The sequence below is a fragment of the Nonomuraea guangzhouensis genome (assembly GCF_019396345.1).
GTDB lineage: Bacteria > Actinomycetota > Actinomycetes > Streptosporangiales > Streptosporangiaceae > Nonomuraea > Nonomuraea guangzhouensis.
This window is the reverse complement of sequence record NZ_JAHKRM010000026.1, coordinates 124,170-138,691: the sequence shown is the minus strand read 5'-3', so window position 1 is coordinate 138,691 and position 14,522 is coordinate 124,170. Positions and strand designations below refer to the sequence as shown.

Here is a 14,522-nt window from a genome sequence, read left to right as displayed (position 1 = left end):
CGACGACTGTGTTCATGAGGACGGATGCTGGCGCATCGCCCGCAGGGAAATCAGGTCCCGCTACTTGCTCCCGTGGCCCGACCTCGCTACGGCCTTCCCCTCCCCCAGCCAGCGCCGCGGTTCTCCCGGCTCGACTCAGGTCGACGCCGGCTTCGGGGGTCGGATGGTCTGTTCGACCAGAGTTTCCGTGGCTCGATCGAGGAGGTCGCAGAATTGCCGGTGCTCAGCCGGGGTGAACCTGTCGATGAAGGCTTTCTCGAGCACGTTGACTTCTTGGTAAGCCTTGTCGAGGAGGCTCTGGCCGGCGTCGGTGAGATCGGCGATCATGACCTTGGCGTGCACGGGTGATGGCTGCCGATCGATGAGTCCCTTGGCCTGCATGCCGGTGAGGACCGTGGCCATGCTCTGTTGGGTGACGCCGCAGGCGCGAGCCAGTTGGGCGCCGGACATGCCTTCATCGCGGGAGAGCGTGAGCAGCACCGCGTACTGGGTCATGGTGAGCCCGTAGGTACGCAGGACGGCTTCGTGATGGGCCGTCAGAGCCTGTTCGGCGCGGCGGATCCTTGTGCATAGGTACTCCTCGGCGGACACCTCGGCCATTTTTGTCACAGCTTCCTAATTTGACTCAGCTACCTGAGACTCGCTAGCTTCCGAGTATCAGGATACTGAGTCGAGCAAGAAGGTTGTGAACTATGAAGGCTGCAGTGCTCGCCACCGATGACCAGCTCCGCATGACCGAGATCGCCGAGCCTGTCCCGGGGCGCGGGGAGGTGGCGATCCGCGTCGCCTACGCGGGTGTTCAGTGGGGGGACGTGCTCATCCGTGACGGTCACTTCCCGACTCCTCGTCCCTTCGTACCCGGCTTCGAGGCATCCGGGCAGGTCGTCGCGGTCGGGGAGGGTGTCGATCCGGCGCGCGTCGGGGAGCAGGTCATCGCGCTGACCAGTTCGGGCGGCTTCGCGGAAGTCGTCGTCGTTCCCTCGGTGCTGGCGATCGCGGCGCCCACCGTGGACTCGCGGACCGCCGCCGCGTTCGGCTGGGTCACCTCCACCGCCTACGACCTGATCAACACGGTCGCGGGTGTCCGACCGGGCCAGAGCGTGCTGATCCACGCGGCGGCCGGCGGGGTCGGTACGCTCGCGGGGCAGTTCGCCCGGGCCGCCGGCGCGGGGCGGGTCGTAGGTGTCGTGGGCAATCCGGCACAGGTGGATTACGCGCGGCAGATCGGTTATGACCTGGTGCTCAGCCGCGAGGAGTTCCCCCAAGCTCTGGACGGGGAGCACTTCGATGTGATTCTCGATCCCATCGGCGGCCAGACCCGGCTGGCCAACCTGGAACGCCTGGCAGCGCACGGCCGGATCGTGGTCTACGGCAACATCGCCACCTTCGAGCCGGTCTCGGTCTCGGCCAACGATCTGCTGATGCGGGGCACGTCGATGCTGACCTACAACAGCAACCTGCTCAGCCAGACCCATCCCGAGCGGCTCGCCGACAGCGTACGCCGCGCGCTGGAACTGGTCGGGGACGGCAAGGTCGGCATAGATATCACCGCCGAATACGAGCTGGCCGACGTCGAGACCGCCATCGCCGATCTCGCCGGTGGAGCGACCCGCGGCAAGAGCATCGTCCGGATCGGGTGACGTCAGCCCATGCCTGCTCGGGGCGCTGTCGGGCACCACAAGCGCCCTGGGCCGCCTGATCGGCAGCTACTGTGGCCCGTCCTTGAAGTGAACAGGTGCGCGAGCACATCTGCCTGATCGCCCGGACGGTCCCCGCGGAATGGACATCACCGGCCACTCCACCTGGAGCCTGCGCACCCTGGCCGAACACCTCATCGCCCGGGGTGTGGTGCAAGTCTTTACCGACCGCCGATGACCAGATCGTTCCTCTGAACTGCGCTGATGCCTGGCTTACATGTCCGTCACGGTGACCGGGTGCTGATCACGGCCGCCCATTGGGGTGATCTTGCAAGCTGGCCCGGCCACCGGGTTGGGTGGCCGGGCTGCAGACACGGGTGCGCTGGCCCGTTGCACGGGTGGTTCGGGGGTCATGCGTAGTACCTGGGCTGCTGCCGAGAAGCACTTCACGGCCTGCATTGGGCCATAAGGATGGTTGCGGCATTGGATCTACTGCCGACGGCCACGCTTTCGAATGATGCCGAACAACCTGCGGCGGCCGTGAAAGTGCACAGCGTCGATGTGCCCCGCCTGCACCGCGGTCCCGTGCACCGTCCCGGAGATGTCGTTGTGGGTCGCGATGTTCGCGCCATCATCGGGTGGCGGGCCGATCGGCGTCACCGCGTGTATTCGCTGTGTGGGATAGCCCCGGAGGATGCCGATGTACTCGTCAAGTTCCAGCTGGGCGATCTCGCATGCGCCCAGTTCGGCTCTGGCCGCGGTCTCGCATGCGGCCGCCAACCCCGGCCTTCTGTTCAACACTCGTTCCAGTTCGGCCAATTTAGCCTGCGCTCGGGCGCGTTCCGCCTCTCGTTTGGCCCTCGCGGCCGGACTTTCGGGGATATAGCGCCACTCCGGAGGTGGATTCGCGGCTGCCTTGACGGCGCGCTCAACTTTGCGGGCCTTCTTGTTCAGATTGAGAAGCTCGGTCCTGCGTGGGTGCGCGTGGACAGCTTGTGCCATCTCGGACAGGTAGGACAGCACGGCGTTGTGGTCGGCGTCCGATTCGGTGAGCTCATCGAGTCGTGTGCACCACGCAAGGTTAAGATCGGGATCGACATTCGCGATCATGCTCAGGTGTTTGTGCAACCCCTCGAACTGCGTGCTCACCTTTGCGACGGTCAGCAGCCTGCGCATGGTCCGCGGAGGGTCGTTGTCCGGTACCAGCGCATGGTGACCGCGACCGATCGCGAGGTGTTCGACCAGTTCGGCGAGTTCGTCGCGCTCCTCCAGCCGGTCCTCGTCTCCCGGCTCGTGGCCGGGGTGCGACGCGATTCTCTTGCACAGCCGGTAGATGCTCGTCTGCGGCCGGAGTTGGATCAGTGCGTCCCGTTCGTCTCGCAAGCACAGCACGAGCAACGCGGGGAGACGGCTTTCGCGGATGCCGAAGTAGGTGGCACAGCGAGTCACGGCCTCGGTCCAGGCGGCCTGCTGCACCTCTGCCGGATAAGGCGGGAGCGGGAGCGGTCGCCCACGGGGGAGACTGTCCTGGCCGGGAATCACCAACCGGGTGTGGGGAAGGTCACGAGCCTCGTCGAGGGTCAGGTTCGACCAGTATCTGGTGACGCTGTTCTCGATCCCGTAGTACCTGCCCTCCTTCTCCGACTCTCTCAGCACGAACCCGGGGTCCGGGCAAAGCACGGCAATGCTCTGGCCGGTCACGTCATGAATGCTGGTCCAGTCCCGTACCAACTCCTCGTGAAGCGTGCGCGCCTCCGCGGTGCGGGCCAGAATGACCATGAGCCCGAGATAGCGTTCACGGCGCGCCGCGTCCACGACGTACGGCAGTGCCTCGGGAGCGGTGACCGGCACCTTCCACATGTCCACATGATATTCGTGTTTGCTGCCATTCGGTCATGTGGTTGAGGCTTTGGTTCGAGTGGCATTAAGAGGTCGTAAAGTGACGTTGCGACCTGCGGTTTCGGTGTGAAGCTGATGTCGCGCAAGGGCAAACGTTGGCGGCCGGCCGGAAACCCGGTTCGGCTGCGGGCCACCTACAACCGCTACTTCGGCGTGGTGCGCATGATCGCCGCGCTCGACTTGGCCGCCGGCAAGCTCTCCGGCGAGGAACTGTACGTGGTCATTGGATAACTACTCACCGCACAAACATCCCCAGGTCCGCTCCTGGGCCGCCGACAACGACATCGAGCTGAATGCTCCTGCCCACCTACGGTTCGTGGCTGAACTGAATCGAGTCCGAATTCGTCGCATTGCGCTACTACGCCGTCAACGGCACCGATCATCGCACTCATGACGAGCGGAAAGCCGCGATCGTCGCCTACGTCCACTGGCGCAACACTCGCGCGTAGCCGAAAACCAGCTTCGCCGCCAACTCACTCATCCGGAGCTGGACCAGTTACCTGGCCAAGATTGCGTGACGGGTCACTAGCTTTGCTGATGTGACTCAGGTCAACGAAGCGACCGCTCCAGACGGCGAAGCGGTCGGGGAGTTCGAGGGGCGGGAGCCCCTCGGCTTGGGGTTTGGGGCGGGAGCCCCAATAGACACAGTCTGAGTTTGATCGGCGCGAAGCGCCCCCACGGCGAAGGCGATGTAGTTGAGCGGGGTGTGGGGGCGCGCCCCCACTGGACACTGTCTGAGCTTCTGAGCGCGGAGCGCCCACTGGGGAAGGCATTGCTTGGAGGGGGTTCAGCGGTCGCGGGTGTCGTATGCCTCGCGGGCGCTGTCGATCTGGTCGATGTTCTCCTCGGCCCATTGCTTCATGACCTCGATCACGGGCAGCAGGCTCCGGCCCAGGTCGGTGAGTGCGTAGTCGACGCGTACCGGCACTGCGGGGGTGACCGTGCGTGAGATCAGGCCGTCGCGTTCGAGGTGGCGCAGTGTCTCCGTGAGCATCTTCTGGCTCGCGCCCGCGATCGTCCGAGTCAGGTCGCCGTAGCGGCGCGGGCCTTCGGCGAGTTCGTTGAGCAGGACGGCTACCCACTTGTCGCCGATGCGGTCGATCAGTCGGTTGACCGGGCAGGCGGTGAAGCGGGCCTGGTAGGAGTCCCGGCCGTCGACGCGCCGGTGGGCGGCGGTGCGCGTGGTCATGGCATCCCTTCGCGTGCGCTGGGCACTTTGAAGTGCGTACTGCCGTTCGACCGTAGCACCGCCTAACTTCGCTCATGAACAGGGCGAATCCCGCCCGATCTAGGAGTGAAGAGAGCATGACGACGATCACCGTCCTCGGCTCGGGCAATGTGGCCCGGGCTCTTACCGGCAGGCTGCGCGACGCGGGGCACGAGGTCATTGTGGGCTCTCGTGCCCCGGACGCGGTCGCCGCCGACTTCGGAGTACGGGTCGCCGGGCTGCGTGAGGCGGCGAAGTCAGCGGAGGTGGTGATCAATGCCCTGCCCGGCGGGGTGTCGGTGGAGGTGTTGACCGGCCTCGCGGCAGAGTTGTCGGGCAAGGTGCTGGTCGACATCGCCAACGCCACCGAATCCGACGCGTACGGCTTCGCGTCGGCTCTCTTTTATCCGGGCAGCAGTCTCGCTGAGGAGATCCAGCGGGCGTTGCCGGACGTACGCGTGGTGAAGGCGCTTAACACCATGCACTCATCGGTCATGGCCGATCCGGCCCTGCTGGCCGTGTCGCCCACCGCCTTCCTGTCCGGGGACGATGCCGACGCCAAGAAGGTCGTCGGTGGGCTGCTGGCCGAGTTGGGCTGGGTACCGGAGTGGATCATCGACCTCGGGGGTGTGGAGACGGCACGGGGGCCCGAGGCGTTCCTGCTGATGGTCGGCGGCCTCGTTCGCGCGCTCGGGCCTGTGCCTTTCGCGATGGCCATCGCTCATTGACGTCCAAGGGCACTGGAGGGTCGGGCGGGGGTTGTACGGGGTGGTCGCGAGCGACTCCGCTGGAACGACCAGCAGGTCAAGGGGGTGAGCCAGGTGGTCGCGAGTGACTCCGCCGGAACGACCAGCAGGTCAAGGGGTTAGCCAGGTGGTCACCGCCTCGGGCAGGCCGTCCGTACCCGCCCAGGCCACGTAACCGTCGGGGCGGATGAGCAGGGCGTCGGCGGGCGGGGCCGCGCAGTGCGCGACGACGACTCGGAGGCGGCCATCGCGGACCAGGTCACCCAGGTCACCCAGGTCCAACGGCACCGGACGCCGGCCCACCAGTTCGCCAAGGTCTGAGGCCACCGGCTGGCCGACCAGTTCCCCCAGATCCGACGCCGCCACCGGACGCTGGCCGACCAACTCGCCCAGGTCCGACGCCACCGGACGCTGGCTGACGAGTTCGCCCGGCTCCGAGGATGTGGGGCGCAGGTCGAGGAGTAGCCAGTCGGCCGATCGCATGAGGTCCGCCACGCGGGTCGGACCGTCCGCGGTGGTCAGTGTCAGGTCGGGGGCGAAGCGGCCGGTCAGTGGGTGGGGTGCTGTGCCGTAGCGGATGTCGGAGCCCTGCAGCATTTCGCCGAGGTGGCGCAGGGGCTGCTCGAAGGTGAGCAGTTCCGCGAGGAGGTCGCGCAGGGCCGTGCCGTCCTCGCCGGTGAGGCGCTCCAGGGCTGCCTGGGCGCGGGTGTGGCGCAGGGTGTGGGCGGCCACCGGACGGCGTTCGGCCTCGTACGTGTCGAGCAGGCCGGTCGGCACGTGGCCGTGCAGGTGGGCGGCCAGTTTCCAGGCGAGGTTGGCGGTGTCCATCAGGCCGACGTTCAGGGCCGAGCCGCCTGCCGGGAACAGGTGGGCGGCGTCACCGGCCAGGAACACCCGGCCCTCGCGGTAGCGGTCGGCGAGGCGGGCCTGCGAGACCGTGCTCGACAGCCAGATGGGCTCGCCAAGCGGCAGGTCGACACCGATGACCCGGCGCACCGCCTCCTCGAACTCCTCCAGAGTGACGGCCGACGCAGGCGCCGTCCCCTTTTCGCGTACGCCCGCAACCTCCTCGCCGACGCCGACGGCCTCGTCGCGTACGCCTACAACCTCCTCGCGTAGGCCGACGATCTTCTCGCCGGCATCAGCGATCTTCTCGCGCACGCCGACGATGTGGACGCCGGGCCGGAGTGAGGTGAGCAGCAGGCGGCCGTTCGGGGTACGGTTCCAGCCCGGCTGCAGGCCACTGACCTGCGGGCTGTCGAAGAGGGACGCATGGGGCGCCTTGAAGTGGCCGAGCAGCAGCACCTCGTCGTCCGTTGTGCCGGGGAAGCCGATGCCCGCCTGTTCGCGCACCAGACTGCGACCGCCGTCGCATCCGACGACATACCGGGCCCGGAGCCGGAAGCCGTCACCCTCCAACGTCACGCCTTCGTCGTCCTGGACGAGCGTTCTCAGCCGGTGGCCCCATCTGACCTCTGCGCCGAGCTCGGCCGCGCGCTCGCCCAGCAGTCGCTCCAGGCGCGGTTGCTGGATCATCAGCAGTTCTAAGGGGGCGTCGCCGCCCAGCTCTGCGAAGTTCAGGGGCACCGAGCCGAACGGGAAGCGCGGCGCGCGCCCGGCGAACGGGCTGCCCGCGCTGAACCGTTCGAGCAGACCCCGGTGGTCGAGCAGCCGGATGATCTGCCCGCCCAGGCCGTTGGCCTTGGGGAGGTCGCCGGGCTCGGCTCGCTTCTCCAGCACGATCGTACGGACGCCGGCCAGGCGCAGCTCGCACGCCAGCATGAGCCCGGCGGGGCCCGCTCCTATGATCACTACTTCTTCCATGGCCGTCAGGCTAGATTGACAAAGCAGCCCTGTCAACCTAGCCTGACAGGGTGGACATGGGAGAACTCTCTGAGCGCATCAAGTCGAACGACCCCGCCATGGGGCTGCGCGCGGTCGGCGCGCTGCACCGGCTGGCCGAGCAGGTCGAGGCCGTCTCCGTGGCCCTGGCCAGGGAGCAGGGGTGGACGTGGGAGCAGATCGGCGACGCGCTCGGCATGTCACGGCAGTCGGTGCACGCGAAGTACGGAAAGTGAGGTTCGTATGTTCGGGATGGAGAAGAGCCCGTTCGCGGTGGTCGTGACCGCGGCGCTGGAGGAGGCCAGGCAGCGCGGCGATCGGCGGCTGGGGACCGAGCATCTGCTGCTCGGGCTGCTGCGTGATCCGGGTCAGGCCCCCGCCCAGGCGCTCGGCGTGGATCTGGAACGGGCGCGGGCAGCGCTCGAGGAGCTCGACCGGGCGGCGCTGCGGGCGCTCGGGATCGACGTGGGTGAGGTGCCACCGGCCCGGCCGCGCAAGCATCCGGCGGTGCCGGGCACCGCGCTGACCTCCAGCGCGCGGGCGGCGATCAATCAGTCGATCAAGGCGACCACCCGCAAGGTCAGGAACACCGCCGGCCCGGCCCAGCTCCTGCTGGCCCTGCTCGCCCAGGGACGGCCCGATCCCGTGGCCGCGCTGATCGACCACCTCGGCATCGACCGCACGGAGGTTCGCGATCGGCTGGCCGCCTAAACCGGGCCGCCTAAACCGGGCCGCCTAAACCTGGCCACTTAACCCTGGCCGCCTAAGAACAAGGCGGTGTGCGGGGAAATCGAGTTGATCGCGAGCCACCCCCTTGACAGGCTCGAAGGATGAACCGCACGTTCGACGACCTGGTCGAAGAGGCCGAGTCGGTCTCCGTGGACGGCTGGGACTTCTCCTGGCTCGATGGCCGGGCGACGGAGGCCCGCCCCTCCTGGGGGTACGCCCGTCTCCTGGCCGGCCGGATGGCCACGGCCGAGGCCGCGCTCGACATCGAGACCGGCGGCGGCGAGATCCTGGCCGGGGTTCCGAAGCTCCCGCCGATCACCGTCGCCACCGAGTCGTGGCCGCCCAACCTCGCCCTGGCCGCCAGGCGGCTGCGGCCCCGCGGCGCCGCGCTGGTGGCCGACGACGAGCGGCCGCGCCTGCCGTTCCGCGCGGACACCTTCGACCTGGTCGTCAGCCGCCACCCGGTACACACCTGGTGGGCGGAGATCGCCCGGATCCTCAGGCCGGGCGGCACCTACTTCTCGCAGCAGGTCGGCCCGCGCAGTGTCGTCGAGCTGAGCGAATACTTCCTGGGCCCGCTGGACGGCTCCAGCCGCGACCCCGAGAAGGCCAGGGCAGCGGCCGAGCAGGCCGGGCTCACCGTGACCGACCTCCGGGCCGAGTCGCTGCGGATGGAGTTCCGGGACATCGGCGCGGTGATCTACTTCCTGCGCAAGGTCATCTGGACCGTGCCGGACTTCTCGGTCGGCCGCTATCGAAAAGAGCTGCGCGAGCTGCACGAACGCATCCAGGAAGACGGACCGTTCGTCGCCCATTCCACCCGTTTCCTGATCGAGGCCAGGGCCTGACCGGCTACCACCGCGGGCGTACGACGAACGAGGCCGAACACTCCCCTGGGTGAAGCTCAGGACGCGCCGAGGGTCTGATGTGCCGGGCTCATCCGGCGGCGACCCTGGAAGACATGAACACGATGACGCATTGGGGCTGGGGCGCTGGCTTCTGGCCGATCATTCCGGTTCTCTGGGGTCTGTTCTGGGTGGCCCTCGTCGCCCTGGGCGCCCGGGCCTGGCAGAAGGGTCGCCGGCGTACCGAGGTCAGCGCGACGGGGTCGGCGGAGCGGATCCTCGCCGAGCGGTACGCTCGCGGCGAGATGACCGACGACGAGTACTTCGAGCGGATGTCGGTACTCAAGAGCTAACCGTCCCGGCGGGTGAAAGAACTGTTACTGGCCGCACCCGGTTCGCAACGTTACGTTGCTTCTAGGGACTGTCGAGAAGTGGGGGCTCGTATGCAGTCGATCGCCCGGTTCTGCGGCCAGTGCAGCTGCTGAGCGTGCAGCCTCTCGCCCTGCTCGCCAGCGGGCTCGTCGCCGGACTCGTGGCGGGGACCGCGTCCTGTACGGCAGTACAGGGCGGCCTGCTCGTGGGCCTCACCTCAGGCGGCTGTGAGCGGCCGTCGCGCGATCCGGTGCTCGTGGCCTGGTTCCTCGCGGGCCGGCTGGTCTCCTACTCGGCCGCCGGGGTGCTGCTCGGCCTTGTCGGTTCGGCCGTCAGCCTGCCCCCGGAGGTGCGGGCGCTGCTGCTGGTGGCGGCGGGCATCATGGTCATCGCGTACGCGACCAGGCTGCTCCGGCGGCGGCGACAGTCCGGCTGCGACGAGACCCCCAGGCGCGAGGCCAGCAGTGCGGTCCGCAGCGCGATCCGCAACGCGGTCGGCAGCGCACCCTTGCTGGGCGCGGCCACCATCCTCATCCCCTGTGGAGTGACGCTGGGCATGGAGATGGTCGCGGTCTCCAGCGGGTCGCCGCTGGGCGGCGCGGCGGTGATGGCCGGGTTCGTGATCGGCACGGCGCCTGCCTTCGCGCTGCTGGGCTGGGTCCTGCGGCGGGTCTCGCGGACCAGGCTCGCCAGGCTGGCCGGGGTGGCGGCGCTCGTGGCCGGCCTGTGGACGGTCGGCTCGGGGGTCAGTCTGGGCGGCTGGCTCGCGCCACCGGGGTCGGCCATCACTGAATCCACACTCGCGGCTCCGGGATCGGCCACCACCGAAGCGGGTCCGGGGCCGGCCACCGATGAATCCACAGCCGCCCGTACGGTCACCGTCTGGGCGACGCGCGACGGCTACCGGCCCGCGATGGTGACCGCGCGCGCGGGAGTGCCCGTCGACATCGTCTTCAAGCTGGCCGATCAGGGCTGCACCCGGACGGTCACGATCGCCGGGCGGGACTTCGCCCTGCCCGCGACGGTACGCCTGCCATCACAACGCCCAGGGTCACTTCGCTACGTATGCGGGATGGGGATGTACATCGGGTACATCAACTTCTCCTAGCGTCGGCGATTACTGTTCGCATTCTCTCGATTACCTGGCACCCTGTGCCCATGGCGTGGTGGCAAGAGGAGGTGGCGGCGCCGGCCGTTCCGGCGCCACGCGTGGGAGACGAGCCTGAGCTGCTGATGGCCGCGCAGGCGGGCGACCCGCAGGCGGCGCACCGGCTCGGCCGGCTGTGCGCGCAGCGCGGCGACCGGTCGGCGGCCAAGGAGTGGTGGGAACGGGCGGCGGCGGGCGGCAACATCGACAGCGCCTACAACCTGGGCGTCTGGCACGAGAAGCACGGCAGCCTGGATGAGGCCGTCTCCTGGTACAAACTGGCCGCCGCCACCGGCGACGTCGAGGCCGCGGTCAACCTGGCGACGATGCTGCTGGAGCAGCGCGGAGACGTCGAGGCCGCCAGAAGGTGGTTCGAGACCGCGGCCCGTGAGGGCTCCAGGACGGCCGCCCGGCGACTGGCGCTGGTCTGCGAGGACGGCGGCGAGGTCGCGGCGGCGCGCGAGTGGCACCGCAGGGCGGCCGCCGACGGCGACGCGGCCTCCGCGCACGATCTGGGCTTCCTGGCGTACGCGGCGGGCGAGGACGAGGAGACCCTGCACTGGTGGGAGTACGCCGCGCGCGAGGGCCATGCCGAGTCGGCCTACTGTCTCGGTCTGTTCCTCCAGGCCAGCCGCGACCCTGAGGGGGCCGAGGCGTACTACCGGCTGGCCGCCAAGAGCGAGCATCCGGGTGCCGCCTCGCAGCTCGGCGGCATCGCGCTGAGTCACGGGGATCTGCGTACGGCCCGTGCCTGGTTCGAGCGGGCCGCCAACGCGGGCCGGTTGGCGGATCAGCGGATGGCCGGGTTCGTCTGCGTCGAGCTCGGCGATCCCGCGGGGGCCGGCCACTGGTTCGGCCGGGCGGCGGCCAGCGGCGACGCCGAGTCCGCCTTCCACTTCGGGCTGCTGCTCATCGCCGAGTTCGGTGATCTGGCGGGTGGGCGGCACTGGTTCCGCCAGGCCGCGCTGGCCGGGCATCACCAGGCGGCCATCGAGCTGGCCGGGCTGCTGTCGGCGTCCGGGGAGACGGACGAGGCCGCGCGATGGCTGGCCGACCCGCCACCCCCGGCGTGGAACCGGCTGGCCGAGCCCGAGCTGGCCGCGCGGGCCGAGCTGGCCGCGGCCGCCACCGGTCGCAGGGGCGGCGTCTCGCTGGGCGTACCCGAGCTGGCCGAGATCCTCGGCACCTGGGACCTGGCGACCAGGCCGCTGCACGACCACGCGGACGTGCTGGGCTGGCTGGTGCGGCGTAGCGGCCTGCACTCCAGCGCGATCGAGTATCTGGCGTCGGTACGCGGCACGCTGCTGCGTCCGGGCAGCGCGCCCTGGCCCAGCCCCGGCGAGATCGACCACGTCCTGGCCACGGCCCGCGACCTGCGCCAACGGCTCGGCGTCCGATAGCACCACTCGCGCTATCGGACGCTCAAGCTACTGCTCGCTATCTGCCCCAGCCTGAGACAGCTCAGCCTGAGACAGCTCAGGCTGAGAGGGCTCAGGCGACGAGGACTTCGGTCACCGGCGTGAACGGCAGTTCGAGTGCCTGCGCCACCGGACCGTTGGTGAGCAGCCCGTCATAGGTGTTGAGCCCGCCCGCCAGGCCGGCGTCGGCCTTGAGCGCCTCGCGCCAGCCCTGGTCGGCCAGCTTGACGGCGTACGGGAGCGTCGCGTTGGTCAGGGCGTAGGTGGAGGTGTTGGCCACCGAGCCCGGCATGTTCGCCACGCAGTAGAAGATCGAGCCGTGCACGGTGTAGGTCGGCTCGGCGTGCGTGGTCGGGCGCGAGTCCTCGAAGCAGCCGCCCTGGTCGATGGCGATGTCGACGAGCACCGAACCCGCCTTCATGCGCGAGACCAGCTCGTTCGAGACCAGCGTCGGGGCCTTGGCGCCCGGGATCAGGACCGCGCCGATGACCAGGTCGGCGTTCAGCACCTCCCGCTCGATCGCGTACGACGTCGAGACCAGCGTCTTGAGCCGGCCCTGGTAGATGGCGTCGATGAAGCGCAGGCGGTCGACGTTCGTGTCGAGCACGGTGACGTCCGCGCCCATGCCGACGGCGATCTGGGCGGCGTTCAGGCCGGAGACGCCGCCGCCGATCACGACCACCTTGGCCGGGGCCACGCCGGGCACGCCGCCCGGCAGCACGCCGCGCCCGCCGTTGAAGCGCATCAGGTTGTACGCCCCCACCTGCGGGGCCAGCCGGCCGGCGACCTCGGACATCGGGGCGAGCAGCGGCAGCGTGTGGCCGACCTGCACGGTCTCGTACGCGATGCCCGTCGTCTTCGCGCCGAGCAGCGCGTCGGTGCACGGCCGGGAGGCGGCCAGGTGCAGGTAGGTGAACAGCACCAGGCCCTCGCGCAGCCGGTGGTACTCCTCGGCGATCGGCTCCTTGACCTTGAGCACCATCTCCGACTCGCCCCACACCGCGTCGGCGCTGTCGATGATCTTCGCGCCCGCCGCCAGGTATTCCTCGTCCGGGATGTGCGAGCCCAGGCCCGCACCTCGCTGGACGGTCACGTCGTGGCCGTGGCGGACCAGCTCGTGCACGCCTGCCGGGGTTGCGGCGACTCGGTATTCGTGGTTCTTGACCTCGGCAGGCACGCCGATCTTCATCGCGGATCCTTTCGTTCCGTTAAAGCGTTAGAGGCGAGCCCACGCTTCGGTGAGCACGTTGCGGAGGATCGACCCGATCTCGTCGAACTCCTTCGGCCCCGCGATGAGCGGCGGCGCGAGCTGGATGACGGGGTCGCCACGGTCGTCGGCCCGGCAGTAGAGCCCGGCGTCGAACAGTGCCTTCGACAGGAACCCGCGCAGCAGCCGCTCCGACTCCTCGGCGGTGAACGTCTCCTTGGTGGCCTTGTCCTTGACCAGCTCGATGCCCCAGAAGTAACCGGCGCCCCGGACGTCGCCGACGATCGGCAGGTCCTTGAGCCCGTCGAGGGTGGCCTGGAAGAGCGGCTCGTTCTTGGTGACGTGGCCGAGCAGGTCCTCGCGCTCGAAGATGTCGAGGTTGGCCAGCGCCACGGCCGCGGAGACCGGGTGGCCGCCGAAGGTGTAGCCGTGCGCGAACATCTCGTCGCCGCTCTTGAACGGCTCGAACAGCCGGTCGTGCACGATCATCGCCCCGATGGGCGAGTAGCCGCTGGTCAGACCCTTGGCGCAGGTGATGATGTCGGGCACGTAGTCGAACTTCTCGCCGCCGAACATCGTGCCGAGCCGGCCGAAGGCGCAGATGACCTCGTCGGAGACGAGCAGCACGTCGTACTCGTCGCAGATCTCGCGCAGCCGCTGCCAGTAGCCGGCCGGGGGCGGGAAGCAGCCGCCGGCGTTCTGCACCGGCTCGGCGAAGACGGCGGCCACCGTGTCGGGGCCCTCCATCTCGATCGCGCGGGCGACCCGGTCGGCGGCCCAGATGCCGTACTCCTCCGGGCTCATCCCCTTGACGCCGGTGATCTCGTCGGCGCGGTAGTGGTTCGTGTTCGGCACCCGCACCGAGCCGGGCACGAGCGGCTCGAACATCTGCTTGAACGCCGGGATACCGGTGATCGACAGGGCGCCCTGCGGGGTGCCGTGGTAGGCGATCTGGCGGCTGATGACCTTGTGCTTGAGCGGCTTGCCGACCAGCTTGTAGTACTGCTTGGCCAGCTTCCAGGCGGACTCGACCGCCTCGCCACCGCCGGTGGTGAAGAAGACCCTGTTGAGGTCGCCCGGAGTCAGGCTCGCCAGCCGCTCGGCCAGCTCGGCCGCCTTCGGGTGCGCGTACGACCACAGCGGGAAGAAGGCCAGCTCCTGCGCCTGCTTGGCGGCCGCCTCGGCCAGCTCGCTCCGGCCGTGACCGGCCTGGACCACGAAGAGTCCGGCCAGGCCGTCCAGGTAGCGCTTGCCGTGGATGTCGTAGATGTAGGAGCCCTCACCGCGAACGATGGTCGGGATCTCCGACTGCTGGTAGGCACTGTGCCTGGTGAAGTGCAACCACAGGTGATCCTGCGCGGCCTTGAGAATCTCGTTTTCCGGCTGCGTCATGATTATCTTCCCTCGTGTCCGATCTCCCCACAGTCTGCATGTTCACCTCGGGTTTGCCAAGCGAAAGCGTCGCAACAGTAT

15 protein-coding genes are annotated in these 14,522 nt (G+C 68.9%); 9 read left to right on the top strand and 6 right to left on the bottom strand.

The annotated features are described in order from the left end of the window. Positions 1 to 135: 135 nt before the first annotated feature. Positions 136 to 600, bottom strand: a complete 465-nt coding sequence (locus KME78_RS43550; protein WP_246653198.1) for a MarR family winged helix-turn-helix transcriptional regulator — start codon at positions 598 to 600, stop codon at positions 136 to 138. Between the two features lie 92 nt (positions 601 to 692). On the opposite strand from KME78_RS43550, the gene KME78_RS43545 reads away from it, so the two are divergent. Further along, on the top strand, positions 693 to 1,640 hold the full coding sequence (locus KME78_RS43545; protein ID WP_219535512.1) for a quinone oxidoreductase family protein: 948 nt from the start codon (positions 693 to 695) through the stop codon (positions 1,638 to 1,640). A 486-nt stretch (positions 1,641 to 2,126) separates the two neighbouring features. Here KME78_RS43545 and KME78_RS43540 read toward each other — a convergent pair whose 3' ends face one another. After that, on the bottom strand, positions 2,127 to 3,497 hold the full coding sequence (locus KME78_RS43540) for a hypothetical protein (protein WP_219535510.1): 1,371 nt from the start codon (positions 3,495 to 3,497) through the stop codon (positions 2,127 to 2,129). 105 nt (positions 3,498 to 3,602) lie between these two features. On the opposite strand from KME78_RS43540, the gene KME78_RS43535 reads away from it, so the two are divergent. Continuing rightward, positions 3,603 to 3,767 (top strand): hypothetical protein, encoded by a 165-nt coding sequence (locus tag KME78_RS43535; RefSeq protein WP_219535508.1) that lies wholly within the window; start codon positions 3,603 to 3,605, stop codon positions 3,765 to 3,767. 556 nt (positions 3,768 to 4,323) lie between these two features. Here the strand turns inward: KME78_RS43535 and KME78_RS43530 are convergent. After that, positions 4,324 to 4,725 carry a winged helix-turn-helix transcriptional regulator gene (locus KME78_RS43530; RefSeq protein ID WP_219535506.1) on the bottom strand — a complete coding sequence of 134 codons (402 nt, stop codon included), beginning with the start codon at positions 4,723 to 4,725 and terminating at the stop codon, positions 4,324 to 4,326. 74 nt (positions 4,726 to 4,799) lie between these two features. Here KME78_RS43530 and KME78_RS43525 point away from each other — a divergent pair, with 74 nt between their 5' ends. Further along, complete coding sequence (locus KME78_RS43525) at positions 4,800 to 5,471, top strand: NADPH-dependent F420 reductase (protein WP_372455073.1); 672 nt, start codon at positions 4,800 to 4,802, stop codon at positions 5,469 to 5,471. Positions 5,472 to 5,600: 129 nt separating this feature from the next. Here the strand turns inward: KME78_RS43525 and KME78_RS43520 are convergent, their stop codons facing one another. Beyond that, entirely contained in the window at positions 5,601 to 7,313 is a 1,713-nt protein-coding gene (locus KME78_RS43520; protein ID WP_219535501.1) for an FAD-dependent monooxygenase, read from the bottom strand. Between the two features lie 56 nt (positions 7,314 to 7,369). On the opposite strand from KME78_RS43520, the gene KME78_RS43515 reads away from it, so the two are divergent. From KME78_RS43515 to KME78_RS43490, 6 genes are all read left to right on the top strand, one after another. Further along, positions 7,370 to 7,567 (top strand): helix-turn-helix domain-containing protein, encoded by a 198-nt coding sequence (locus KME78_RS43515; protein WP_214633670.1) that lies wholly within the window; start codon positions 7,370 to 7,372, stop codon positions 7,565 to 7,567. A 7-nt stretch (positions 7,568 to 7,574) separates the two neighbouring features. Next, positions 7,575 to 8,042, top strand: coding sequence for a Clp protease N-terminal domain-containing protein (locus KME78_RS43510; protein ID WP_219535499.1), 468 nt, complete (start codon positions 7,575 to 7,577; stop codon positions 8,040 to 8,042). A gap of 119 nt (positions 8,043 to 8,161) precedes the next feature. After that, entirely contained in the window at positions 8,162 to 8,908 is a 747-nt protein-coding gene (locus tag KME78_RS43505) for a class I SAM-dependent methyltransferase (protein ID WP_219535497.1), read from the top strand. Positions 8,909 to 9,021: 113 nt separating this feature from the next. After that, positions 9,022 to 9,258 (top strand): SHOCT domain-containing protein, encoded by a 237-nt coding sequence (locus KME78_RS43500; protein WP_219535495.1) that lies wholly within the window; start codon positions 9,022 to 9,024, stop codon positions 9,256 to 9,258. 134 nt (positions 9,259 to 9,392) lie between these two features. After that, complete coding sequence (locus KME78_RS43495; protein WP_219535493.1) at positions 9,393 to 10,385, top strand: sulfite exporter TauE/SafE family protein; 993 nt, start codon at positions 9,393 to 9,395, stop codon at positions 10,383 to 10,385. 50 nt (positions 10,386 to 10,435) lie between these two features. Continuing rightward, positions 10,436 to 11,824, top strand: a complete 1,389-nt coding sequence (locus KME78_RS43490; RefSeq protein ID WP_219535491.1) for a tetratricopeptide repeat protein — start codon at positions 10,436 to 10,438, stop codon at positions 11,822 to 11,824. A 91-nt stretch (positions 11,825 to 11,915) separates the two neighbouring features. Here KME78_RS43490 and ald read toward each other — a convergent pair whose 3' ends face one another. Beyond that, positions 11,916 to 13,031: an alanine dehydrogenase gene (ald, locus tag KME78_RS43485; RefSeq protein ID WP_219535489.1), complete on the bottom strand. Its 1,116-nt coding sequence runs from the start codon at positions 13,029 to 13,031 to the stop codon at positions 11,916 to 11,918. A gap of 27 nt (positions 13,032 to 13,058) precedes the next feature. Next, positions 13,059 to 14,441 carry an aspartate aminotransferase family protein gene (locus KME78_RS43480; RefSeq protein WP_219535487.1) on the bottom strand — a complete coding sequence of 461 codons (1,383 nt, stop codon included), beginning with the start codon at positions 14,439 to 14,441 and terminating at the stop codon, positions 13,059 to 13,061. Between the last annotated feature and the right edge of the window lie 81 nt (positions 14,442 to 14,522).